Below are 25,385 nucleotides of genomic sequence, written 5' to 3' on the forward strand. Positions count from 1 at the left end.
AGACCTGAGTTCGACTCAGGTCTCTCAAGTCGGTGTAACTCCAACATCCACCTCGGTCAGTCCCCTCTCCCTCCGGGAGAGGGTTAGGGTGAGGGCGCTCTTCAGCTCCACCGCGCAATCCCGACCGAACATCTATTCTTGATAAAGGTCAACCAAGGGAGAACCACGCAGCGGAGGGTTGATCACCGTGCATATCGCCGACATCACCATGTTCTACGCCCCGGCCAGCGGCGGCGTGCGTACTTATCTGGATGCCAAACACCGCCGGCTCGGAGTCAAATCCGGCACCCGCCACAGCCTGCTGATTCCCGGTGCCCATTTCGGCGAACACGACGGCGTTTACACGGTTCCCGCCCCCGCCCTGCCCTTCGGCAAAGGCTATCGATTCCCCCTTCGCCTCGCGCCATGGCGAAACGTCCTGCAGGATTTACAGCCCGATCTGATCGAAGTCGGCGACCCTTATCTGACCGCCTGGGCCGCCCTTGATGCGCGACGACAGCTGGATGTGCCGGTAATCGGTTTCTATCACTCGGATCTGCCCTTGCTGATCGGCAATCGCATGGGCCATTGGGTCACACCGAATATCGAGGCGTATGTCACCAGGCTTTACGGCAACTTCGATCGGGTTTTGGCACCCAGTCAGATCATGGCCGACAAGCTCACCGGCCTCGGTGTACGCAATGTGTTCGTGCAACCGCTGGGCGTCGACCTGCAAACCTTTCACCCCAAAGCCCGCGACTCGCAACTGCGTGCAGAACTGGGCATCGCCGAAGACACCCGGCTGCTGATTTTTGCCGGGCGCGGCTCGAAAGAGAAAAACCTGCCGGTATTGCTCAAATGCATGCAACGCCTCGGCCCGCGCTATCACCTGCTGCTGGTCGGTTCGTCGATGCCCACCGCCGTGCCGGACAATGTCAGCGTGATCGATGAATTCTGCCCCGCGCCACGCGTCGCGCAGTTGATGGCCAGTGCCGATGCCTTGCTGCATGCCGGCGACCAGGAAACCTTCGGCCTGGTGATCCTCGAAGCCATGGCCTGCGGCATTCCCGTGGTGGCCGTGGCTGCCGGGGCTTTCGAAGAGATCGTCACTGATTCCTGCGGCCTCCTGTGCGCACCGAACAACCCGCAAGCGATGGCCAATGCCGTGCGCGAACTGTTCAGTCGCGGCTGTAGCAAACTTGGCACACAGGCGCGCCAGCATGTCGAAACCCACTATGCGTGGGATACGGTGGTCGACAGTTTGTTGGGCCACTATCACGCCGTACTCGGACATACGCTGCCCAAGGTGGCCAATGGTTGAATCGATGAACAACCGCGCCGTCTTGCTGGTGCTGCACGACGTCGCTCCGTCGACGTGGGCGGATTACCAGCCGTTTGTCGAGGCCGTCGACACCTTGGGCAACGTACCGATGACGTGGTTGGTCGTTCCGAATTTCCACCGGCACAACGCCCTCGACGATCACCCGGCATTTTGCCGACGGCTCGATGAGCGCGTCGCCCGTGGCGATGAGTTGGCGTTGCATGGTTATTTCCACGATGACCAGGCGCCCGGCCCGACGACGCCGCACGACTGGTTCATGCGCCGCGTTTACACCCATGAAGGCGAGTTTTACCGTTTGTCCCGTGAAACCGCCCTCGCCCGCCTGCGCACCGGCATCGAAGTCTTCCAGCGCCACGACTGGCCGCTGCACGGTTTCGTTGCCCCGGCGTGGTTGATGAGCGACGGCACCCGCCAGGCCCTGCGCGATCTGCCCCTGTGCTACACCAGCGATCCGCAGCATCTGTATCGGTTGCCGGATTTCACCGCGATCGATGCGCCGGGTCTGGTCTGGAGCGCTCGCAGCGCCTGGCGAAGGGGCCTGTCGAAGATTGTCAGCGAGCAGCGTCAACAGCGTTGGCGTCGGGCGTCGGTGATTCGTCTAGGCTTGCATCCCGTGGACATGCGCCACGGCTTTTCCCGTGACTACTGGCTGCACACCCTCGAACGACTGCTGAGCGAAGGACGCGTACCGATGACCAAAATCCACTGGCTCGCCCAACAGCGCGGTCAACTGGGAAGCGCCGCATGAGTCGCGGCATTCTCTTGCTGATCGGCCTGCTCGCGGCGGTGCTGATTCCGGTTGTGCTGGGTGGCGGCGACACCTGGGCGCGGCTGCAGAGTTTCCCGCTGCACTGGCTGTTGATCATGTTCGGCATGATCCTGCTTTGCTGGGGCATCAATACCTTGCGTCTGCGCCTGCTACTCGGTGATCAGCGCGAGCGCGTCACGCCGCTGCAAAGCCTTGGTGTAGTGATGGCCGCCGAATTCGCCTACTGCGCGACTCCCGGTGGCAGCGGCGGGCCGTTGACGATCATGGCCCTGTTGGCCCGCTCCGGCGTGCGGCCGGCGCGGGGCAGCGCGGTGTTTGCCATGGATCAGCTCAGCGATTTGCTGTTCTTTCTCTGCGCCCTCAGCGGCATTTTGATTTATGCGCTGTTCCAGCACCTCAGCGATCGCCTCGAGTGGTTGCTGACCGTCAGTGCGATTTCGCTGTTCGGCGGTTTATTCAGTTGTGTGCTGGTCGCGCGCTATCACCGCACCCTGATTCGCCTGAGCGGTCGCCTGCTGGCAAGGATGAACGTCAAGGCCATTACCCGCCGTCGCTGGGCGCGCAAGTTGCTGCATTTTCTCGCGGCGTTTACCGATACATTGAAGTTGCCCTGGCAAACATTGATCAAAGTATTCGCCCTGACGTGTGTGCATTGGTTGCTGCGCTACAGCGTGCTGTATCTGGCGCTACGCGGCCTGGGCGCGGACTTGCAGTGGGCGTGGAGTTTTCTGGTGCAGATGCTTTCGCTGGGCGCCGGGCAATTCAGCCTGCTGCCGGGCGGCGCGGGGGCGGCGGAGTTGACGTCGGCAGCGTTGCTGGCGCCGATGGTGGGGAAATCCACTGCAGCGGCGGCGATTCTGATTTGGCGGGTGGTGACGTATTACTTTTATCTGCTGGTCGGGGGGCCGGTGTTTTTGTTGATGCTGGGCCGACCGCTGTTGAGGAAACTGATGAAGTTGGGGCAGGCTTGATCGTCCGGTCGCGCCCCGTGCCTTTGGCTGCGCCTAAATGATCGCGCCTCAGGCATCGTCTTTGTTGTCGTCGGACTTCTCTTGCAATTGTTCCCACAACTCGGCAGCGCCGGGAAACTCGGTGCCATCCTCCGGGCTCATGTCCTCGGGATCATATCGACTCAAACACCCTTCGCCCAACGTCGCCGGCGCTTTGGAAGTGGCTTTGTCCAGTGGATCGGTCATGGCTTTTCCTCACAGCTGAAATGAAAAAGGGTCTGGACGATTGAACGCCCAGACCCTTGGTTTTTCAAGCCCGTGGGATTGAGATCAGAACACCACAGTCTTGTTGCCGTGCACCAGCACGCGGTCTTCGAGGTGATAACGCAGGCCACGAGCCAGGACCATCTTCTCGACATCACGACCGAACCGCACCATGTCTTCGATACTGTCACTGTGGCTGACACGCACCACGTCCTGCTCGATGATCGGGCCGGCGTCCAGCTCTTCGGTCACGTAGTGACAGGTCGCGCCGATCAGCTTCACGCCACGCAGCGACGCCTGGTGATACGGCTTGGCACCAACGAACGACGGCAGGAAGCTGTGGTGAATGTTGATGACCTTGTGTGCGTATTCACGGCACATGTCTGGCGGCAGGATCTGCATGTAACGCGCCAGCACCACCACTTCGGCATCGTGCTGTTTGACCAGACGCGACACTTCGTCGAAGGCCGGTTGCTTGTCCTGCGGATTGACCGGGACGTGGTAATAAGGAATGCCGTGCCATTCGACCATGCTGCGCAGGTCATCGTGATTGGAAATCACGCAGGAGATTTCGCAGTCCAGTTCATCGCTGTGCCAGCGGTGCAGCAAGTCCGCGAGACAGTGCGATTCGCGGCTGGCCATCAGCACAACGCGTTTTTTCTGCTCGGTGTCGGTGATGCGCCAGTCCATCGAGAACTCTTCGGCGATCGGCGCAAACTTCTCGCGCAGCACTTCAATACCGAAAGGCAGCGAATCGGCACGAATTTCGTGACGCATGAAGAACCAGCCCACCTGGTTGTCCGAGTGGTGGCTCGCTTCGGTGATCCAGCCGTTGTGGGCTGCCAGAAAATTACTGACTTTGGCAACAATGCCAACGCGGTCCGGGCAAGATATCACCAGCCGAAAAGTGCGCATGAGGGGGAAACTCCAGAACTTCGCAAAGGCCGCCATTCTAGCGGCTGCGCAGGAAAACTGCAGTATTGATCAGCAACGGGAGGCGCCAGGCTCAGTGCTACGGATTCTTGATGAGTAACCGACAGACTGGTGCTGATCCTGCGGGATCGCTTGATCAGACAACTGTGAATATCTGTGATGACTCGATCACACTATTTAACTGAATATTCAATAGAGAGCAGTTTCTCGTAACTAATTTAAATAAAAACCCCGGTTAAATGTTTACTTGATGAAACAGCCTGACTATTATTGCGGCACTGTCCCCCTGCCATCCCGCACTCTACTAAGGTAGTAATCATGTCCTTGATCAACGAATATCGCGCCACCGAAGAAGCCATCAAAGAGCTGCAAGCCCGTTTGAAGAACCTGTCCCAAGACGACAAACTGCAAGCCGAGCTGGAATTCGAAGGCAAACTGCGCACCCTGATGGGCGAATACTCCAAATCCCTGCGTGACATCATCGCGCTGCTGGATCCGGAAGCTAAAACCAAAGCAGTACGCGGCGGCGCAGTAAAAACTACCGGCACCAAGCGTGCTCGCAAAGTTAAACAATACAAAAACCCGCACAACGGCGAAGTCATCGAAACCAAAGGTGGCAACCACAAAACTCTGAAAGAGTGGAAAGCCAAGTGGGGCGGTGACGTGGTTGAAGGCTGGGCTACCCTGCTGGGCTAAGCCGCAACGTCTTCGCAGAGCGATCCGCGAAAAACAAACGCCAGCGAATGCTGGCGTTTTTTTATGCCCGGGATTTAAGCCCGGTCATGTTCGATTTCAAAGATTCAAACGTTTGCGCAATGCCTGGACATAATTCTGCCATTCATTGAGCACCTCACTCTGCATCGGCGTGGCATTAATCGACCATTGCTCGGCCGCCTCGGTAAAAGATTTCAAGGTATTCGGTGCGCCGCACTCAGGCGTGGACAAACGCTGCTGACAAAATATCCTCCAGCGTTCTTGCTCTTCGAAATTCAACGTCTCGGGAAAGTTGCGTGCGCGATATCGAAAGAGTAATTCAGGCAAACGTTCGTCATCGAAAGGCCATTGCTCTTGCGCTAGTTGTGCCGGGTCAGCGCTCCTCACTTGCTCACATAGACGTCGGTCACGGTCACCGATAAATCCGTCGTACAACTGTTGTTCCGGATCCTCGCTCGGAATGAAATCTTCGCTGACATAAATCTCTGCAACTTTATCTTTCCAAACTTGCTGTGCGTCAGTTAGCCGCAGTGCTCGCTGTTGATAAAGCGCCATGTCCAGCCCCAGACGTTGCTGATCCTGCGCACGCAAAACCGCAAGCGGCGCCACCACCGGACAACGGTTGATGTGAATCAGCTTGAGCGGCACCGGCAATTCGCCTTCCAGCAAATCATCACGACGCGTGTACAAACGCTGGCGCAGGGTTTGCGCGTCCAGATCGAGCAACCCCTGCGGGTCGAGGTGCAGATCGCAGACGATCAAGGCGTTACGGTTTTTTGGATGCCAGGCTAATGGCAGCACCACACCGACATAACTGCGCGCGGCCGAGAAACGCCCGGAAATATGCACCAGTGGCTGCAGCAGACGAATCTGATCCATGACCTTTTGCTTGCTGCGCAACTGGAACAGCCAGTCATAGAGTTTTGGTTGTTTCTCGCGGATCAACCGTGCCAGTGCAATGGTCGCGCGCACATCCGACAACGCTTCGTGGGCATGCCCGTGATCGATATTGTTCGCGGCGGTCAGGCGTTCTAGCTTGAGCGTCACCCGACCTTCGTCATCGCTCGGCCAGACCAGTCCGTCGGGACGCAGCGCATAAGCAGCGCGCACCACATCAATCAGATCCCAACGGCTGTTGCCGCCCTGCCACTCCCGGGCGTACGGGTCGAAAAAATTGCGATACAGGCTGTAACGGGTCATCTCGTCGTCGAAACGCAGGGTGTTGTAACCGGCGCCACAGGTGCCGGGGGCCGCCAGCTGGGCATGCACCCGCGTCATGAAATCAGCCTCGCTCAAGCCCTTTTCGGCGAGCTGGCTCGGGGTGATGCCGGTAATCGCGCAGGCCGCCGGATGCGGCAGGATGTCTTCGCTGGGCTGGCAATAAAGATTGACCGGCTCGTCGATTTCGTTGAGCGCATGGTCGGTGCGGATCCCGGCCACCTGCAACGGGCGGTCGTTACGCGGATTGATGCCAGTGGTTTCGTAGTCGTACCAGAAGATTGAAGTCACGGGCGGTTCCTGAACTGAAGATCGGCAAAGTCTAGGCGCTCGACCGCGCTCGCGGCCAGCCTCGCGTCATTCAAACACTTCGTACTTCACGATGTGCAATACATAGTTATGTCGTTTTCCCCCGAGAGGCTGCTAGCATCGACCTCACTTGCACCCCGAACAGGCGAACACCAGGTAGCCCATGCTCGAGACCACAGCACCGCCAAGGAAAGCACCGCTGGCCCCGCCGCTGGATACGCGGCATCAGGTCGAAACGCCGGAAGGCATCGACCTGCCGCTGCGTCCCGCCGGGTTAATGGTGCGTGCCGTAGCCTTTGCGATCGATCTGGCCCTGCGCGGCGTGATCATGGGGGTGCTGTTCATCGCCCTGGCGTTTCTCGGCAAGCTCGGCATCGGCCTCGGTTCGCTGCTGCTGTTTGCAATCAGTTGGTGGTACATGGTGCTGTTCGAAGTGCTGCGTCAGGGCCGCTCGCCGGGTAAACAATGGATGGGGTTGCGCGTGGTGCACGATGACGGCACCCCGGTTGGCTGGTCGGCCTCGTTGCTGCGCAACCTGCTGCGCTTTGTCGATCTGCTGCCCTTCGGCTACTTCCTCGGCACCCTCAGTTGCCTGCAACACCCGACCTTCAAACGCCTTGGCGACATCGCCGCCGGCACATTGGTGGTCTACAGCGAGCGCCCGCTCAGTCGTCCGCAACTGCCTGATGCCGAACCTCGACGCTCACCAGTGCCCCTGACACTCGCCGAACAACGCGCCGTGCTGGGTTTTGCCGAGCGCCAAGGTGAATTATCGTCAGCGCGGGTCAATGAACTGGCAGCCCTGCTCGCCCAGCCATTGCACATTTCTGCGCCCAAGGCTGTGGCTGAACTCAATGGCATCGCTCGCGGCTTGTTGGGCCCGACATGAAGCAAAGTCTTTTCGAAACGCGGCACAAGGCCGAATGGGAGCGTTTTGCGCTAGCCCTTGAACGCCTTGAGCGCGGCAAGGAGACCTCGCAAGTCGCCGGTTTCCCCAAAGCCTACCGCCGGCTTTGCCAGCATCTGGCGTTGGCGCAGGATCGCGGCTACAGCAGTTTCCTCATTGATTCGCTGCAACAACAAGTGCTGCGCGGACATCAACAGCTTTACCGTCACCGCAGTCGACTCGGCGCCAATCTGCTGAGTTTCATCCTCGCCGACTTCCCCCGCCTGGTCCGTGCCGAATGGCCCTTTGTGCTGGTCGCCAGCCTGCTGTTCTTCGGCAGTCTGATCGGCGTCGGCGTGTTGGTGTATGTATTTCCCGAACTGGTCTACAACCTGATCCCCGCCGATCAGGTGCGCGAGATGCAAGGCATGTACGACCCGGTCGCCGGCCACCTCGGACGCACCGCCGAACGTGCGGCCAGCGAAGACTGGGTAATGTTCGGTTACTACGTGATGCACAACATCGGCATTGCCTTTCAGACTTTCGCCAGTGGCTTGTTGCTAGGCGTCGGCAGTGCGTTCTTTCTGTTCTACAACGGCATGGTCATCGGCGCGGTCGCCGGGCATCTCAGCGAGATCGGTTTCGGCCAGACTTTCTGGTCATTCGTCATCGCCCACGGCGCCTTTGAACTCAGCGCCATCGCCCTCGCCGGGGCCGCCGGCCTGGAACTCGGCTGGGCGTTGATCGCACCCGGGCGGCTGACCCGCAGCGAAGCGCTGAAACGCGCCGCACGCAAAAGCGTGTTGCTGGTCTGCGGGGTGATGTTGTTCCTGTTGATTGCCGCGTTTATCGAAGCCTATTGGTCGTCGAAAACCAGTGTCACACCTTTGACCAAATATCTGGTCGGCGCCGCGCTTTGGACGTTGGTCGCGGTCTATCTGTTGTTCGCTGGAAGGACCCACCATGCGCCTGAGTGACGCCACCGTGGTGATCCGTCCGCGCACGACCTGGGAAGCCATGGACCTCGGCGTGCTGATGAGCCAGCAACATCGGCGTCTGCTGATGACCAGTTGGGCGATCGTCACCCTGCCGCTGTTCGCTTTGCTCAGCCTGTTGCTATGGGACTCGCCGTCGCTGGCGGTGTTTATCTTCTGGTGGCTGAAACCGGCGTACGAACGTCTGCCGCTGTACATCCTGTCGAAAGCGCTGTTTGGCGAAACGCCGACACTCAAGCAAGCTCTGCGCGAATGGCCGCGCCTGCTCAAACCGCAACTGCTGGCCAGCCTGACTTGGCGCCGCCTGAGTTTCAGCCGCAGTTTTCTGCTGCCGGTGGTGCAACTCGAAGGCCTCGATGGCAGCGCCAGGCAACAACGCTTGCACGTGCTCCTGCAACGCAACGCTGGCGCCGCGCAGTGGCTGACCATCATTGGCGTGCACCTGGAATCCGCGCTGTGGATCGGCTTGATGGTGCTGTTCTATATGTTGCTTCCGGAGCAAATCGAAACGGATTGGAGCTGGCAGTCACTGATTCTCGCGGCGGATCAAGACTGGCACTGGCTCGAACACCTGACCAATGCTTTCTACGCGCTGGTGCTGGTGGTGTGGGAGCCGATCTATGTCGCCTGCGGGTTCAGCCTTTATCTGAACCGGCGCACACAACTGGAAGCATGGGATATCGAACTGGTGTTTCGCCGCTTGCGACAGCGCCTGAACAACGGTGTATTGGGAGTGCTGCTGGCGGTCTTTCTGGTGCTGCCGAATGTGCCTTCGGCGTGGGCGGCCGAGCCTGATGACAGTCCGCAGGCACCGCGCTTGTTGAATCAACCACTCACCAGCCAGGCCTCACGGGACAGCATCAAGGCATTGCTTGAACAGCCGCCGTTCAAGAACAAGGAAGTCGTCACCCGCTATCGCTTTGGCGACGACCCGGCGAAACCTGCCGAAGCGCAGAAGCCGGGTGAAGCGCCACAGTGGCTGAAAACCCTGCTGGACTGGCTCGACGGGCAACACTTGAATGGACTGGCGAAGATTATTGAAATGCTGTTGTGGGGCACGGTGATTGGCGCGTTCGGCTGGCTGATCTGGCGTTATCGCGACTATCTCCAAGCGTTCGTCAGCCGCCGTCCGAGACTGCCTGCCAAACCGAAACGCGCGCTGCCGCAACAAGCCTTCGGTCTGGACTTGAACCGCGACACCTTGCCTGACGACATTGCAGGCAGCGCCGAACACCTCTGGCAAAGCCAACCTCGTGCAGCGCTGGGCCTGCTGTATCGAGGGCTGCTCAGCCATCTGCTCGACGACTTCGACATGACCCTGAAACCCGCCGATACCGAACTTCAGGTACTCGCGCACGTTGAACAATTGCAACGCCCGGAACTACTCGCCTTCAGCCGCAGCCTGACCACCCATTGGCAGAACATGGCCTATGGGCATCGCGTCCCGGCAGCTTCCCTGAAGCAGGAGCTGTGCGATGGCTGGCGCGCCTTGTTTGGTCCCGGAGCCGCCCGTTGAGTCGCCGGACACTGTGGTGGGTGGCTGCGTTGATAGCCCTGTTAATCGGCACGCTGAGCGTGTTCCTCTACCTCAACGCCACGCCTTATCAGGAAGAAGTCGATCACGGCCCCTCGCCCGCCGCGCAAGCCAATCCGTATCTGGCCGCCGAGCTGTTTTTACGTGAACGCGGGCTCAACGTCAGCCATGCCGAAAGCCTCGCGGTACTCCCGGACATTGACCCACGCAGCCACACGTTGCTGTTGTTCAACGACCGCTCACGCATGACCCCGCGTCAGGTTGACCAAGTGTTGAACTGGACCCGCGCAGGCGGGCGGCTGGTGTTCGTCGCCGAGTCGCTGTGGGATGAGCAGAGCAAACAAAGCAACGATCTGTTGCTCGATCGCGTGCAACTGCATCAATCCCTGAGCAAGGATCTGAAAGACTTACCCGCAGACACTGAACCAGAGCGCTTCCCGCAACTGACCAAACTCTATCTGGAAGACGAGGACGCTCCCGCCTACGCCGGTTTCGACACCGACTTTCACCTCGACGACCCGAAGAATCTGGCGCAAGCGTGGGCCAACAGCGCCAAGGCCACGCACATGATGCAGTTGCCCTACAGCCTGGGCACGATCACCGTGGTCACCGACGCCGAGCTGTGGAAGAACAAGACCATCAGCCAATACGACAACGCCTGGCTGCTCTGGTATTTGAGCGCCGACACCGACGTCACGTTGATCTACAACACCGAGCACGATGGCCTGCTGACCTTGCTCTGGCGCTACTTCCCGCAAGCCATCGTCGCTTTGCTCGCGTTGATCGGCCTGTGGCTCTGGCACGTCGGCGTACGTCACGGCCCACTGCAATTACCCGCCCCGAGTGGACGCCGACAATTGCAGGAACACCTGCGCGCCAGCGCCGATTTCCTGTTGCGCCACAACGGCCAGCAGGCGTTGCTGCAAGCACTGCAACAGGACGTTCTGCGCCGTGCCCGTCGCCGTCACCCAGGCTTTGACCAATTGAACGTTGCCGAACAATGGCTGGCGTTGTCGCGTCTGACCCGACAACCCACCCGCGCCATCAGCCAGGCCCTGAGCCCGGTGCCGGATCGGCGCCTGTCCAGCGCCGATTTCTGCCGCCAGGTCGCCCACCTGCAAACTTTGAGGAACACGCTATGACTGAACAGATCGAGCCCGGCAGCGCCAGCCACGCCGCCCAGCAACGCCAGCGTGCCAGCCAGTTGGCGCAAGCAGTACGTGGCGAATTGCAAAAAGCGTTGATCGGCCAGAACCAGGTGATCGATGACGTGCTGACGGCGCTTATCGCCGGCGGTCACGTGCTGCTCGAAGGCGTGCCGGGACTGGGCAAAACCCTGCTGGTGCGCGCATTGGCCCGTTGTTTCGGCGGCGAGTTTGCGCGGATTCAATTCACCCCGGACCTGATGCCCAGCGACGTCACCGGCCATGCCGTGTACGACCTGCAAACCGAGCAGTTCAAGCTGCGCAAAGGCCCGCTGTTCACCAATCTGCTGCTGGCCGACGAGATCAACCGCGCCCCGGCGAAAACCCAGGCCGCCTTGCTCGAAGCGATGCAGGAGCGCCAGGTCACGCTCGAGGGTCGCGCCCTGCCGATCGCGCAACCGTTCATGGTCCTCGCCACGCAGAACCCGATCGAACAGGAAGGCACTTATCCCCTGCCGGAAGCCGAGCTCGACCGGTTCATGCTCAAGGTGCGCATGGACTACCCCGACGCCGATCAGGAGCTGAACATGGTGCGCCAGGTCTGCCGCTCGACCCGCGCCGACATGCTCGATGTGCAACCGCTGCGCACCGTGTTGCAGGCCAAGGATGTGCAAGCCCTGCAACGGATTGCCAGTGATTTGCCACTGGACGATCAGGTTCTCGATTACGCCGTGCGCTTGGCGCGCGCCACGCGCACCTGGCCGGGGCTGACCCTCGGCGCCGGGCCGCGCGCCTCGATTGCTCTGGTGCGTTGCGCCCGTGCCCGCGCCTTGTTGCGTGGCGGCGAGTTCGTGATTCCCGACGACATCAAGGGCTGCGCGCTGGCCGTGCTGCGCCATCGCGTACACATCGCGCCGGAGCTGGACATCGAAGGCCTGCAGGTCGATCAAGTGCTCGCACAATTACTCGACCAAGTTCCGGCGCCGCGCCTGTGAAACCCTCGCGCCTGCTGTTGATCTGGCTGGCCTTGCTGCTGCTCATCGGCATTGTGCCGGGCACGTTGCGCACACTGCAGATCGACACTCCGGCGAGCCTGATATCGATCAACTGGGGATTGCTGCTCGCGCTGCTGGCTCTGGCGGCGCTGGATGCGTTGCGTCTGCACCGTTTGCCAACACCGCGCATCACCCGGCAGATGCCCGGCAGTCTGGCGCTCGGCCGATGGAGTGAGGTGCGTCTGGAAGTCGAACACGACTTCAGCGAGCCGATGCACATTCAACTCTTCGACCACCCGCCAGAAGGCCTGAGCTTCGAAAACCTGCCGCTGTCGATTGAGTTGCAACCCGGCCAGCGCAGCCTGCTCGGCTACCGTCTGCGCCCGCTCAAACGCGGTCATTTCAACTTCACCCACTGCGAAGTCAACCTGCCCAGCCCCTTGGGATTATGGTCAGGCAAACGCTTGCTCAGGGTCAGCGACCAGACCCGCGTCTACCCCGACTTCGCCCGGCTCTACGGCGGTGAGTTGCTGGCGGTGGACAATTGGCTCAGCCAGCTCGGCGTGCGCCAACGGCAACGGCGCGGTCAGGGCCTGGAATTCCATCAATTGCGCGAGTTTCGAGAAGGCGACAGCCTGCGCCAGATCGACTGGAAAGCCACCGCGCGCCAGCGCTCACCGATTGCCCGTGAATATCAGGACGAGCGCGATCAGCAGATCATATTCCTGCTCGACTGTGGCCGACGCATGCGCAGCCAGGACGATGAACTGTCGCACTTCGACCACGCGCTCAATGCCTGCCTGTTGCTCAGTTATGTAGCCTTGCGTCAGGGCGATGCGGTGGGTTTGAGTACCTTCGCTAGCGAACACCCACACCATCTCGCGCCGGTCAAAGGCAGCGGCCAATTGAACGTGCTGCTCAACACGGTTTATGACCTCGACAGCACGCAGCGCCCTGCCGATTATCAGGCCGCCGCCAATCAACTGCTGACCCGACAGAAGCGCCGGGCCTTGGTGGTGCTGGTAACCAACCTGCGCGATGAGGACGATGAGGAACTGCTAAGCGCGGTCAAACGCCTGGGCGCACAACATCGGGTGTTGGTGGCCAGTCTGCGCGAAGAAGCGCTGGACACGTTACGCCAGACCACGGTGCAAACGCTGCCCGAAGCGCTGGCTTACTGCGGCACGGTGAGTTACCTGAATGAGCGGGCAGAACTCCATGAGCGGTTGAGCGCTCATGGCGTTCCGGTGATGGATGTCCGGCCCGCAGAACTGGGGGCCGAACTGGTGACGCGGTATCTCAGTTGGAAAAGAAGTGCGGCGCTTTGATCATCTCTCGATCCGCACGTGCACAGATCCGCTGCTCGAGGTACCGTCAGGATTCTCGACTTTGACATCAAGGGAAACGGTTTCCGACAGATCCATCACCCTCCAAGAGGTTTCGTATTTACCGTTGCCATTTGTACTGTAATCAATGAATGGCCTGCCGTTAATGGAGACAAGAATTTTCCTTTTCGGCATCGGTTCTCCAGAAGCCTTGTCTACGATCAACGCAGTCATGGTTACCCAGTCGTTCACGAAAGCCGGATTCGGCGCAGCGACGACGGACTTCACAACTGCAGGACGTTCAGTGACAGTCAACCGCAGCGTTTCCACATCCCAGCCAGCCAAGCCGCCCTTTACCGACGCCCACAACGCTGCCTCACCTGCAGTGCCCAAGACAAAGCGCACCGTTGCCATCCCATCGGTACCCGTCAGTGTTGCCGGTAAAGATGTGTTGTTGTATTCCCACATCACTTCGACATTAGCCAAAGGCTCGCCGGTATTGGCTGAAACCACCAAAGCCTGAGCTGAAATTTCTTGCCCCGGATAACCGGTCAGATCATCGCTGAACATTTCCTTGATCTGTCGAGGTTCATGCAGGAAATACGGCAACGAAATCGATTCCGAATACTGCGTGTCCCCCACCGTCGCGGTCAGTTGCGCCGCTCCGGGCGTCTTGGGCACAAAGCGGATCCGCGCCACGCCGTAGAAGTTGGTGGTCGTCGTCACCTCGCCAAGATCCGCACTGCGCCAGACAACGTTCATCCCCGCCATCGGCCTGCCACTGATGGCCGAAACAATGGTGATCTGCTCGGACACAGCCTCGCCCCAGTACAGCGTCTTGCTAACCCGCGAACGCTCGGCGATTTTCACCACTTGGGTGCCTTCGCCCACCGACATTGCATTGACAGGTGACCATCGAGCCAGGCTTTCGCAGGCCAGAAACAAGCCGAAACTGCCGTTACGCTTGTCATCGACCATGAAGGAATCGGTGAATCCCGCCTCGCGGCTGAAAACTCTTGGCAAACCGAGTACGGGCTGAGTAAAACGAATGCCGAGTGCCTCAGGTCCGGTGCCGACCATGCCCAACGTCAACTTTCGACCGGACAAGAAGGTGTCTTGTGGGGCAGTTACATCGATTCTATGGGTCAGTTTGCGACGCGCAAAACCAGTGTCCTGGCCGAAAGGCTGTGCAGGTCCGTTGTCCATACTGAACTGCAATCGAGCCCACGGATCGTCGGCCAGCGAACAGACCTCCATCGAACGTGTATCTGTAGCATTGTCATACGGACTGCTGACAGACACCTCAACCATTGCCGATCCGCCTGTGGTTGCCCCATACGCAAAGCCTGCCCAGCCATCGTCAGCAGTCACATGTTCTTCAGAATGACCATCCACCTTCCACTGCGTTGGCACTTGAACCATGGCAGCTTCCGAGAAATCCGAACGTACTTTCGCCCACATCCATGCTGGGTCCTGACCCACGATCGGGAAAACGGCAGACTCACGTACGGTTTCAATGCTGAGTTTGTTGTGGCCCAAGTGCATTCTGGTGACATCCGTCGAGCCAGCCCCCCCCGTCAAGAATTTCAGACCGAACGCCCCGCCCCCCTGACTATCGGAACAATCCAGTGTCCAGGTCATGCCACTTTCATCAATAACATTGTGGCTATGTGGAGGCGGGTCGAGAACGATGTCCATCTCTGACGCTGGAGTTCCGGACCATTGCAAATCCATGGCAAGCCCCACCAGGGCACTCAGTGCGTTGGTTCTGAAAATATACCGGTGTACGGCACCCAGGCAGGGATACAGCAACTGACCTCGGTCGGTGCTCATATGATCCAGTTCCAGAGTGAACTCATCGTAAATATCCGGTGAAACCAAGCGGCCGAGCAACTCTCGATCTTCCAGTGAATCGGTCAACAACCGCAGTCCGAACATGCTGCTGCGGCTCTTGGCGAATTCAGAACTCAGAGTCCAGATCAGCGGTTCATCTGCCCGCAATACCCTGGGCTCGCCAAGTTCACTCACCACCAGCCCGATGCCTGGGTCGTCAATGCCCCATGCCAACGTGATTTCCTGGCCGATAAGAGGACTGTCGGCGAGAGCAGTAACCACCAGGGAATGGGTCAGGCCTCGTTTGCAGACAACCCCTAGATCCTGGTTGATCAGACCACGATCAAATGTGATGTTGACCTTGTCCTTCCATGAACTCCTGGCAATCGCGGTCACGCTAAATTCGCACTCATGCGACTCGGCCGATTCATGCGCTCGGACCGCCGCGGTGATCGCATGAATCCCGTGTTCTCTGGTGTAAAACTTCAGGCTCCCCCAACCACCGCTTCCCGTTTGGCTCTGCACGACGCTTTCGGCCATTTGCCACTCGACCAGCGCACCGATCACCGGTTCGCCGTCGCCCTGATCAGTAACATGCACCACTTGCAAGCGCAGGTACGCACTTTCGTGTTCCTCCACCACCGGACTATTCTCGGCCTGACGCACCTCTTTGATCCTGATCCTGTTGCGCGCCAGCGACATACGTTTTCTGGGCGACGGCAACAACAGCTTCGAGCAGACCAGTGACAACTCGAATATCCCGTCGCGCCGGTCTTCGCAGTTCAGCGTCCAGGATGCAGTGCCCCCTCCATCGATCGGCATGAGAACCGATGTTTCCAGTGGCGGACTGACCACGACACCCAGTTGCCCAGGCTTGTCACCGTGCCAATGCAGATAGAAGTCGCTGCCTCGCAGACGACTGTTGGCCGCCAGCATTACATCAATGAAATGGGTAGAACCCCGGTTCGGATAACTGTTATCAATCCAGTCCCTGATTTCGTTGTTTTCACGGACAGTCAACCGTGCCCACGGATCCTCGCCCAGTACCAGTACGTCAAACGTCTGAGTCCACACACCCTGCTCGTAATAAAGGCTGACCACAGAGGCTTCAATAACGAAGTCCCCTGCTGCCTTCGCCTCATAATCGAAGTAAGCCCAACCTTGTTCATCAGTAACGGTGGCCGCCAACACCCCGTGCTCGGCGGTCGCCCAGTTCACCGTAAGCCCGGCAAATGGCTGGCCGGTGTAATACGACGCTACTTGCACACCCAAACGGACACTTTGCTCAATCAACGGGTAGTAAGCGGCCTCGACCACCTCACGAAAAATCAGTCGATGATGCCCCAGCGATACGGGGATCTCGTAGGCCTGCGCGGTGTAACGGTTGCGCAAGCTCAGGGTGAATTCGTAGTCCTGATCATCGATTAACGGGCAATCGAGCGTCCATGGCACGTCCAGCGATTGCGGGGTGTCCCAAGCAGGCGTCGCGACAATCGCGCCCTGCGGGTTATTGTCGATGCTCAATGCAACCGGGGTGCCGTCCCAAGGGTTATCCGGCACAGGTACAAAACCGAGTACGTGGGGTGTGATCAATGCGTCGCTGCCAAAAGCTCCGCCCCTGCTGGCGCCCTGACACAGGTATATTTTGCGCAAGGGCAGGAACGACATGCCGTCCAGCTCAACTTCCTGCAACTCAAGTGGCGCGAGTTTCAACTCGACTTTGACGCGCGTAACCCAGAGTTCGCCATTTGTACTCGAAGACTCTGTCGAGCTGTATATTTCGATGCGCAGCGGCTTTGAGCTTGAGATGTCCGATGTCAGTTCCACTTCATGCAGGGTCGGACTGAAACGCCTCTCTGGCGCTGATCCGAAACCCTCGCGCTGTTGTGCCTGATCAGGTTTACCCACGGGTTTGAGTTCGATGCGGTAATGCTCGATTTCTCCCTGAGAAATCCTCACCCAGCCTGATTGGCTGAAACTGCTTTCCCACAGAAAACTCAGCCAATAAGCACCATTGCTATCAGGATCTCTGGGAAGTGTGACGTCCTGCGTGACACCCGCGCCCTTCGGCGCTTTGATGTGCTTGACAGGCGTGTTGTCGTAATACGCCAGGCCTATGGCAACCGCCCCCGTTTTTGCCCAACAATCGAACCTTTCTTCGAAATCACCGTTGCACACCAGGTTTTCATTCACCTGAACGATAGGATTATTCATGACTGCGCACTCCCTTGCCCTTGCCGGCCAGGCCCTCTTGTGCTGCATTGACCAACTCCTTCACCGAATCGGTAAACGACTGATCTCCGCTCTTGCACGTGTAGCGAATGCGCAAAATGACATCGTTCATCGAGCGCAGCGTGGCCTCCTGCGGCGGTTCTTTATGCCATGGCCATTTCAGCTCCCAGGCGGACACCACACCGGTATTTTCAAATGGATAGAGCAAACCTTCGTCTGGCTTCGCCGCCGCCATGCCGTTGTCGGCAATACCCACCGACAGGGCGATCTGCTGGCCCGGACGCAAGTTGAACAGCACATCAGAAGGGGCCACTACCCCAGGACCAGGATTGTGCAAGTACTGCACTGACTGCACCGAAGCCCGGCTGGCGGTCATGCTGCCGACCTGCAGCAAGGTCGCGCGCACGTCCTCGAAAGGCCCCGTCAGCACTGGCAAGTCGACTTCCACCGAACTGATCTGCCGGCAGAAATGTCCCGGATAGTCCCGATCGAACAGCAGTTGGGTGAGTTTGAATTCCAGCGAGCCGTTCGTCTGCAATTGCGCCAATGCAGCCTCCCAACTACCAACGCCCTGAGGGTCAGTTGCGTCATTGAACAGGCGACGCAACGAGATGGTTTTCACCAGTTCCAGACGCCGCTCGGTGCGTTGCAAGTACTCACGTTCCATACGCAGCAGGTACGCGCGCAGATGCTCGCCAGCAGTCAAACCGTGGCGTTGATCCTGCCAGACCTGCGGCAAGGGAATATGTGAATCGTAATCGCCGGTTTCGGCGCTCATCGCAGCTTGCGCGCTAAGGCACAGACTGACTACCGCGTCGTAAGCCTGATAGTGCAAGGCCTTGAGCTGGCCCAGCATCCAGCCGAACAACTCGGCATTGGTTGCGCGCTTTTTCAGATAGTTGTACATCGTCAACGCCTGAGCGTTAGCTCGTAGCGTTTGCGCGAGGTTGGTTCTGGCCGCATCAATCGCATGGTTCTGCGCGACGATTTGCGCATCGATGGCCGCGATTTCTGCCAGCGCCTGATCGCGTTGCAGCCCCCATTCATTGCGGCGACGGCGATAGCCTTCGGTGGTAGCTTGCTTGTCGGCATCGATTTGCAGCATCGACGAAGCTATCTCCAGGCCAAAGCAGATGGCATCGGTAACTTTGTCGATACGAAACCCTCCCATCGCCATACCGAAGATATTGGGCGCGGCCGCCAAGGCCGCGCCTACCGGTTTGAGGATTTTGGCAGTCAGCGCCAGCTCTTTGGACTGGTCCAGGTTTGCCATGACCTGATATTCGACAGCCGACACGTTTTCGTCATAGCGAGCTGCGTAAGCAGCAGCCCGTTCCCGAGCCACTGTCCGGCTCTGCTCAAGCGCCGTCATGCTCGCTTCCAACTGAGCGATGGATTGCTCCTGCATGGTTTTGGCGTAGTTACCCAACTCCACCAGATGGTTTTGCTGCAGCTCTTCCTGCTCGGCACGATCACGCCGCTCAAGCAGATTGAGTACCTGGCTGCCGTAATCCTGCAGAGCCTGCACCGCACGCAAGGCAACCTCGAAGATCGTGCGCCAGCGAAACGCAATCACCACCAGCCGTCCGCCCATCGGTCTGGCGCCACCGACACCACCTGCGGCCAGAGCGCGCAGCAATTGGTTCGGGTCAGTCGGTGGGTTGAACAACGGCAGGAGCATGGGCTTGCCATCAATGGTCAAGTTGTTGCGCAAGTTGTTCATGCGGTACTGCGGCTCGTTGAACCGCGCGAGCAACTCATCATTTATGGGTGCCCTGAACGGCGGACACCCCAACATGCCCAGCATGGGAGCCGTATCGGAGCCGCCCGGAACATCTGCCAGGCTGTAATTCAATGTCTGCTCGAAAGCTTCCAGAGCCGTACGCGTGCAACTTTGGGCCAGAAGGTTCTCCAGCGTCGCGGTCTGCCACAAGTTCACCGTTTGAGTCAGAGGCGGTTTGCCCATCAATGATCCCGCTTGTACATAGCACAGCTTTGCCGCCACCAGGCTTTCGCGGGTCAGTTGGCGGTAATGCCAGTCCCCCCAGGCCATGAGGTTCTTCACATATTCGATGAACATCAGCAGCCTCAAATGCACAGGCGCCGAATATCCAATCGCATCCGGGTCGGCGGGCGCCGCGGCTTCACAACCGGCATGCCCCAGATCGTTGATCAAGGGGCGGCAGCGCCAGAAACGTGGTTTCTCGGGTACCGAGTTGCTATCGACAGGGGCCCGGGGATCGAAAATGAAATGCAACCACGTCTGTGCTTCGGCAAACCGCTCTTCATCACGCAAGCGTGTCGCGATCAAATGCGGCAGATGGAAAAACAGCTCCCAGAAAAACAGACCGTTGGCACCGTCGAAAGCGCCATTGCGTTCCGTGAAATCAACATCGGTAGGCGGCGGCTCTGACAGATGCTGGGAGTCCCAATTAATCAGCGTCGCAGGAGAGACAGTGGAGCGTGTGACCAACTCGGGACCGAACAGCGAATTGAGCCGAACGTAGCGCAACGCCCAGTCATCACCGAGTTGAAAGTCGAGGAACTGGGCGGCATCCGTGGTGTTTTTAAGCAGCGTTGGCGCGCGGAAATACGGGAGATCGACAATCGTCAGAGCAAACTGTTTACCGCCAAAGCCTTCAGTATCATTCCTTAGAGTGAACTTGACGTTGTTCCAGGTCCCCTTTGGTCGAGTGAAGGTACCCAAAAAATTCATTGTCCAACCGCCGGCTGTAGGCACCGAACGCATCACCGGCACCGGGTCACCACCGGCGGAATTCTCCAACTGCAAGGTGAAGTTTGTATTCTTCTCTGACAAACCTGTGGGCCTGCAAAAGCCCTCAACCGTCAGCTCGTCTTTGTCACCCACTCGCATGGCGAAGACGTTCAGCCCCAGAAAAGCTGCCATGGAGCCTGACGGTGACTCACTTGGGACCACAGTAACCTCAAGACCCAAGGGGTGCTGAACCGTCAAGGCAGAAACAAATCGATCATTCTTGGCCATCTCCAGCCAGGTACCACCGTCTTCAACAACGGGGCGCATCAGCACATCGATGATCGCGGTCTCGTTCAAGGCAGCTGTGCCGGTTTTATCATTGTCCAGCAATACCCCGAGCTTGCCTTTGGGATTCTGAGAGTCGACCCACACGGTTGCAATCAGCCAGGCACCCGCAGAAAGATCCTCATCAAACTCGCCATGGTGTAAATTCAAAGGCGCCGACCACTGGCCGTTCTGCCTCATGAAGGCCACATTGATATCCAGCTGATGGGGCACGAATCGGGATCTGTCGTCCTTTGAGGGATCCGCGGGGACGGCTTTGATGATCTCGCCGACCTTGTCCCGCCACTCCGCCCAGACCAGACACAGTCGGCCATTCCAGACCACCGGACGCATGTCCAGCACCCGCCCGGCAGGTTGAATATCCACCGCTTTCCATTCACTCCACGCCGCCGGGTTGACGGCCACACACGTGGGCGTGATCTCGATTTGCGCCTTGCGCCAGAAGTACTGGAACGGCGGCACCCGCTGACGCCCGACAAAGTAATAATCGGCGCGCTCCGGGGTCGTGCCGTCCATGTAGCCACTGACAACATCCAGATCGCAGATCTGTTCGAAGGCTTGCAAGTAATCCTGTAGCGCGGCTTGAACCGAATCGCTGTTCAAACGGGCCTGGTTGAGGTTGTTTTCAAGGGCCTTGAACAGATCCGTCTTACGCTGACGGACGAACGGATTGATGTAGTTTTCCGGGTAGAGCGCGATCATCTGCACTGCGGCCCAGTCCGAGTAGTTGTTGTACAGCGCCCAGTTTTCCAGCTGCTCAGAGGGAAACTCGTGGTTTTCGAAACCGGGCTCCATTTTGTTGTACACCGCACTGATATATTGCTGCGCACAACTGATCGCTTCGGCAACCCCCGACGTCTGCACACGAGCACTGTCCAACGGGTCGATGCGCAGCAATTCGAACACGTCCTCCGGGGTCCGCAAAGGCGGGTAACGCTCCGCCTTTACTTGCCCGATGCAATACTCAAGCAACGCGGTACGACGTTTTTCCTGCAACAGGCCAATGTTGTTCGATGTCATGATCCTTGCTCCGTGGAAGAGGTTCCCGAGTCACTGGCGGAAGGCGTTGACGCTTGTTCAAGCGAGTGGCTGCGGCCTTGCGTCACCCCAAACCTGATGGGTTCGAAGAGTGTCCCCAAGCCGCTTGCCAGGCTGCGTATACCGACTTCGAATTCACCGCTGAAATCGCTGGTGATATAAACCGTGGTTTGACCTTGCTGATTGGTGAAACCCTGTGCCGGACGGATCGTTGGCCTTTCTTCGGGATCTGTTTCTACCTCCCAGGCCCAGTCCACCAGCATGTTGGCCCCAAGGTTTCCGTACTGGTCCACCATCGTGGCGTAGAGTGTGATTTCCTGACCAAGCGGCACGACCTCCGTTGGCACCGGAGACATAAGCCCGGTCGGGAAATTCATGCTCTCGGCGTGGGCGATGACGTCGATGCTCACTGCCCACTCAGGCTCGAGCAGGCTCAGGGAAAAATAAAGGCTGTCCGTGCCCAGGACTGTGCCCGGAAAATACTCAGCCGTGAGGACTCCGTCGGGATCGGTGATGCCTGATCTGATGGTCCCTAGCTCGGAGTGCCAATCAACAGCGATGCCTTTCAACGCTGCACCTCGGGCGTCGGTGAGCGTCATCGTAATGAACGCTTTCTCATCTTTTTTACTAGCGAAGACTTCCGTCGGTTCTACTGCGCAAGTCATCCTGACCAACTGCTTCAGTTCGCCCGGTGCTTGCACGACAGGCACACGCGTCTGGGTCTGACTGAGCAAAGCCAGTTCAGCTGCCTGGGCATAGGCCTCGCTGGCATCGGTTGTCTCCGGCAAGGTACCGATCCGCAAAATGGTCCGGGCATCCATACCGGTCTGCATCGACAACTGGTAAACGCGTATCAGCAGATCCAGTTGTTCCAGGGTTTTCAACACTTGGGTTTCAGGATCGATATGGCGAACACATTCGCTGACTTCCTGCGCGCTCCAGGCAAAGAATTCAGCCAGTTTGATGGCTGCTGCCTGCTGCACCACCCGCAATGCATCCTCGCTGGGTCGGGCAGGAAGCGAATGGACCTGACGCAGATAGTCCAGCAATTTCTGTTCCGGCTGTGCACTCATGCTGAACGCGCGGGTCAGCGTGGTCATCGCGTAAAGTATGCGCACCGAGAACACATATTTTTGAGAGGGATCGATGATGATGATTTGGTCGACCCACGCCTCATATCCATAATCCAGATAATCCTGGAGCAGGGCCGCACTCAAACCCAGCATTGAAACGACTTCGGCGCGCTGGCGCACAACAGCCAGCAATTCGAGTAAAGGATCTGAAGGTTCGTCGCGCCTGCGCTGCGTCGCTGGCGGTTCGAGGTCAGTGCGGTCATACACCTGGCGCAACAGTTGGTACACCGAGGCATCGACCCAGTTCAGCACCAGAACGGCCAATTCGCCCTCGATGCCGGCGTAGACTGCCAGCGACTCCCTGACCAGCGACACTTGAGCGTCTCTGGCCTGCAGAAGAACGGTGAGCATGATCTCGGCCAAGACGCTGACCTGGGCTTCCTCAATGTCCAGGCCGTTCCTGACGGCCCATTCGAGCTTCTCGCGGGCAAAGGCCGAATAATCCTCCGGCGTCATGGCAGTGGCCAGTATCAGCCCATTGACATCGACAACCGGCGCCAGCCCCTCACTGTCAATCGACAGTAAATCCAGCCAGTCGCTTTCTCCGGCCGGCGGAATACCGGCTACGAGAAAAGAATTATTGGATAACCGCGCGCTGGGCAGGAGGGTGCCGATCTTGTCGAAGAACTGCTGGTCCTGCTGGGAGAAATCGCTCAGACGCAGTGGTGCACTCACGTGCTGCAACATCCACAGCACCGACATGTTGCTTTGCTCGCACCATTGCACGCAGGCCTGCATGGCTTCGATCAGGCTCAGCACACCCGGATCGCCAGACGTGACGTCAATGCGGCTGTCATCAACCGCCACGTCGACAATACGCGGCTTGCCAGCCAGCCCTTTGAGCCAGGTTTCTCCCCCCAGCACACTGAGCATCAACACGCCTTCGACCGGCGTGATATTCAACAGCCGGGACAGTTTTACCAGACGGTAAAAACTGGAGATGACCGCCGAACTGCGCACCAGATTATCGGTAAGATCATGAGCCTGGGCTATGGCCAGCGCCAGGTAGTGGTAAGTCTGAAGATCGATCCCCAAACCACTGCATAGCTGGCTGACCGTCAGATTGTCTTGGTCTGATGTCGGTATCAGCGCAAACGGTGTGCCGTCGAGTCTCAGCGGCTCGCGATAATTGTCCTGATTGTTGAAGACCTGATCGAACTGCGACAGGGCATCACCGCGACCGTACAGTGACAGTTCATCGAGAAACACGGCGAAATCCGCCGCCGTGCAGTTGTAGCGTTCACGCAGTCGCTGAAACAGACCCAATGCATGGATCACGTTGACCGAAATCGCCCACACCTCAGGCTTTTCGGCTCCACGCGCTTGCGCCCTGATTGCTGCCACCAACAGGGCGTCAGTCTGCTCAGGGGACAGATTCAGCCATTTGTCGAGGCGCAACTTGCGGTTGAGTCGATCAAATGTATTCAAGCCTCTTGGGGTATTGGGATTAACGATTATCCGATGAAAATTATTCCCTGACTGCGTGGTGATACCGATAGCGGGGTGAGCATTATCATTGATGTAAACCGAGCCGGATCGACCACCTTCCGGGACATCGGGCTTTTCAGGGTATTCGACATTGTCCGAGCGCCGCGGCGCATAGTCCCCAACCGAAAAAAGACTTGTAACCTCCTCGGCCACAAGATTCGTACGTTGAGCCAAATAAAATATCTGATTGAGATTCAGATACTCAGTGTCTTCGGTGCCAAAGTTCTCCAGATAGAACTGATACATATCTTCGGGATATGTGTATTCCTCAGTAAGCAGCCGCTGCTGGTAAGGGCCCAGCCGAGAGGCATGCGCCAGAGCAGCAGCGGCAAGCCTCGTCAGGGACGCGGAATGCAAGAAGTTGGGGAATTTGCCGTCAACGATGTTGGTAAAATCCCCCACTGATCGTCCGCTGAAACCCGCCACCCCATCAACCGTGACCCAATGCTGGTAATACGGCAGACCGTTGGGATAGCGTGCTGTGATCAATGCCTGTTCAATTGGAACCTCCGTGTTCGCAGCGATGAACGCCTGTAGCACGCGTACGATCACGTCGACTGATGACTCCGGCGCGTTCACCGCTTTACTGTCGACCGTCAACGTCATCAAATCCGTGCGACGCTCATGCAACGGCAGCTTGCTGTCGTCACCAACGGATTCGATCAAGTCGCGAATCAAGCGATACAAGAAGACCAGATACGCCGAAGGCCCGAACATGGACTCCAGAGAATCCGAGGGGCACTTGGATCTCAATTGCAGATCGAATATTCGCTCCAGTTGCGGCCCGTCAACGAGCGACATCAAACCACTGGACGGTCCTGTCGACCCGGCTTTGTCCCTCTTCACGTGATGTTCAATAAACCGACGCCGCACATAGCTCGCCAAGCTATTGGCCCGGCGCAAAAAGCGTCGCGCCTCTTCCTGATCAAGTCCGTACTCGCCGACCAGCAACGGAATACCCTTTTCGACCAGTGGGAAAAACGATCCCCCCTCCTCAACGTAACTCCAGAGTTTCGAAAGCCGGTTTTGCGCAGTGGACGTTTGCTGACCAAACAGCTGAATGAACAACTGCGCAGCGGGACGGAGTGAATCAGCCATGGTCACATTCCTTGAGTCGATAACGGGCCCGGTCCGCCTGACGGTCGTGTCAGGCGGACCTAGCTTTCCATAAGGATTTAGCGCTTGAATGCAGCAGTCGCCAACTGTCAGAAATGACAGGTTTAATGCCCGTTCATCGGAAAT

16 protein-coding genes are annotated in these 25,385 nt (G+C 58.5%); 10 read left to right on the forward strand and 6 right to left on the reverse strand.

All coding sequences use genetic code 11. The features are described 5' to 3' along the window. The first annotated feature begins 187 nt into the window (after positions 1-187). Genes BMY54_RS06650 through BMY54_RS06660 form a run of 3 tightly spaced genes read left to right on the forward strand, consistent with a single transcriptional unit; the run spans position 188 to position 3,061 of the window. Positions 188-1,300 carry an N-acetylglucosaminyl phosphatidylglycerol synthase gene (locus BMY54_RS06650; RefSeq protein ID WP_093430704.1) on the forward strand — a complete coding sequence of 371 codons (1,113 nt, stop codon included), beginning with the start codon at positions 188-190 and terminating at the stop codon, positions 1,298-1,300. Next, positions 1,293-2,069 (forward strand): N-acetylglucosaminyl phosphatidylglycerol deacetylase, encoded by a 777-nt coding sequence (locus tag BMY54_RS06655; protein WP_093430505.1) that lies wholly within the window; start codon positions 1,293-1,295, stop codon positions 2,067-2,069. The genes BMY54_RS06650 and BMY54_RS06655 overlap by 8 nt, the downstream gene beginning before the upstream one ends. Next, positions 2,066-3,061 carry a glucosaminyl phosphatidylglycerol flippase gene (locus BMY54_RS06660; protein WP_093430506.1) on the forward strand — a complete coding sequence of 332 codons (996 nt, stop codon included), beginning with the start codon at positions 2,066-2,068 and terminating at the stop codon, positions 3,059-3,061. The genes BMY54_RS06655 and BMY54_RS06660 overlap by 4 nt, the downstream gene beginning before the upstream one ends. A gap of 48 nt (positions 3,062-3,109) precedes the next feature. On the opposite strand, the gene BMY54_RS30555 is transcribed toward BMY54_RS06660, so the two are convergent. Further along, positions 3,110-3,286 carry a hypothetical protein gene (locus BMY54_RS30555; RefSeq protein WP_175559560.1) on the reverse strand — a complete coding sequence of 59 codons (177 nt, stop codon included), beginning with the start codon at positions 3,284-3,286 and terminating at the stop codon, positions 3,110-3,112. An 84-nt stretch (positions 3,287-3,370) separates the two neighbouring features. Continuing rightward, a complete protein-coding gene (gene purU / locus BMY54_RS06665) occupies positions 3,371-4,219 on the reverse strand; it encodes a formyltetrahydrofolate deformylase (protein WP_007912774.1) in 849 nt (282 codons plus the stop codon). A 336-nt stretch (positions 4,220-4,555) separates the two neighbouring features. Here purU and mvaT point away from each other — a divergent pair, with 336 nt between their 5' ends. Further along, positions 4,556-4,933 carry a histone-like nucleoid-structuring protein MvaT gene (gene mvaT / locus BMY54_RS06670; protein ID WP_007912775.1) on the forward strand — a complete coding sequence of 126 codons (378 nt, stop codon included), beginning with the start codon at positions 4,556-4,558 and terminating at the stop codon, positions 4,931-4,933. 96 nt (positions 4,934-5,029) lie between these two features. Here mvaT and sbcB read toward each other — a convergent pair whose 3' ends face one another. Continuing rightward, the gene (gene sbcB / locus BMY54_RS06675) at positions 5,030-6,460 is read right to left on the reverse strand and encodes an exodeoxyribonuclease I (RefSeq protein ID WP_093430507.1); all 1,431 of its coding nucleotides are present in this window, start codon (positions 6,458-6,460) and stop codon (positions 5,030-5,032) included. Between the two features lie 181 nt (positions 6,461-6,641). Between sbcB and BMY54_RS06680 the strand changes: the two genes are divergently transcribed. From BMY54_RS06680 to BMY54_RS06705, 6 genes are read left to right on the forward strand one after another with little or no spacing between them, the layout of a single operon-like run. Beyond that, the gene (locus tag BMY54_RS06680; protein WP_093430508.1) at positions 6,642-7,367 is read left to right on the forward strand and encodes an RDD family protein; all 726 of its coding nucleotides are present in this window, start codon (positions 6,642-6,644) and stop codon (positions 7,365-7,367) included. Next, complete coding sequence (locus tag BMY54_RS06685) at positions 7,364-8,341, forward strand: stage II sporulation protein M (protein WP_093430705.1); 978 nt, start codon at positions 7,364-7,366, stop codon at positions 8,339-8,341. Before BMY54_RS06680 ends, BMY54_RS06685 begins: the two co-directional genes overlap by 4 nt. Beyond that, a complete protein-coding gene (locus BMY54_RS06690) occupies positions 8,328-9,875 on the forward strand; it encodes a DUF4129 domain-containing protein (RefSeq protein ID WP_093430509.1) in 1,548 nt (515 codons plus the stop codon). The genes BMY54_RS06685 and BMY54_RS06690 overlap by 14 nt, the downstream gene beginning before the upstream one ends. After that, positions 9,872-11,035 (forward strand): DUF4350 domain-containing protein, encoded by a 1,164-nt coding sequence (locus BMY54_RS06695; RefSeq protein ID WP_093430510.1) that lies wholly within the window; start codon positions 9,872-9,874, stop codon positions 11,033-11,035. Before BMY54_RS06690 ends, BMY54_RS06695 begins: the two co-directional genes overlap by 4 nt. Continuing rightward, positions 11,032-12,033 (forward strand): AAA family ATPase, encoded by a 1,002-nt coding sequence (locus BMY54_RS06700; RefSeq protein ID WP_093430511.1) that lies wholly within the window; start codon positions 11,032-11,034, stop codon positions 12,031-12,033. The genes BMY54_RS06695 and BMY54_RS06700 overlap by 4 nt, the downstream gene beginning before the upstream one ends. Beyond that, positions 12,030-13,361 carry a DUF58 domain-containing protein gene (locus BMY54_RS06705; protein WP_093430512.1) on the forward strand — a complete coding sequence of 444 codons (1,332 nt, stop codon included), beginning with the start codon at positions 12,030-12,032 and terminating at the stop codon, positions 13,359-13,361. Before BMY54_RS06700 ends, BMY54_RS06705 begins: the two co-directional genes overlap by 4 nt. Here the strand turns inward: BMY54_RS06705 and BMY54_RS06710 are convergent, their stop codons facing one another. From BMY54_RS06710 to BMY54_RS06720, 3 genes are read right to left on the reverse strand one after another with little or no spacing between them, the layout of a single operon-like run. Then, positions 13,362-17,405: a hypothetical protein gene (locus BMY54_RS06710; protein ID WP_256573821.1), complete on the reverse strand. Its 4,044-nt coding sequence runs from the start codon at positions 17,403-17,405 to the stop codon at positions 13,362-13,364. Beyond that, positions 17,398-21,504: a Tc toxin subunit A-related protein gene (locus tag BMY54_RS06715; protein WP_093430514.1), complete on the reverse strand. Its 4,107-nt coding sequence runs from the start codon at positions 21,502-21,504 to the stop codon at positions 17,398-17,400. The genes BMY54_RS06710 and BMY54_RS06715 overlap by 8 nt, the downstream gene beginning before the upstream one ends. Beyond that, positions 21,501-25,241: a Tc toxin subunit A gene (locus BMY54_RS06720; protein WP_093430515.1), complete on the reverse strand. Its 3,741-nt coding sequence runs from the start codon at positions 25,239-25,241 to the stop codon at positions 21,501-21,503. Before BMY54_RS06720 ends, BMY54_RS06715 begins: the two co-directional genes overlap by 4 nt. Between the last annotated feature and the right edge of the window lie 144 nt (positions 25,242-25,385).

The organism is Pseudomonas sp. ok266 (genome assembly GCF_900110195.1).
In the GTDB taxonomy this organism is placed as follows: domain Bacteria; phylum Pseudomonadota; class Gammaproteobacteria; order Pseudomonadales; family Pseudomonadaceae; genus Aquipseudomonas; species Aquipseudomonas neuropathica.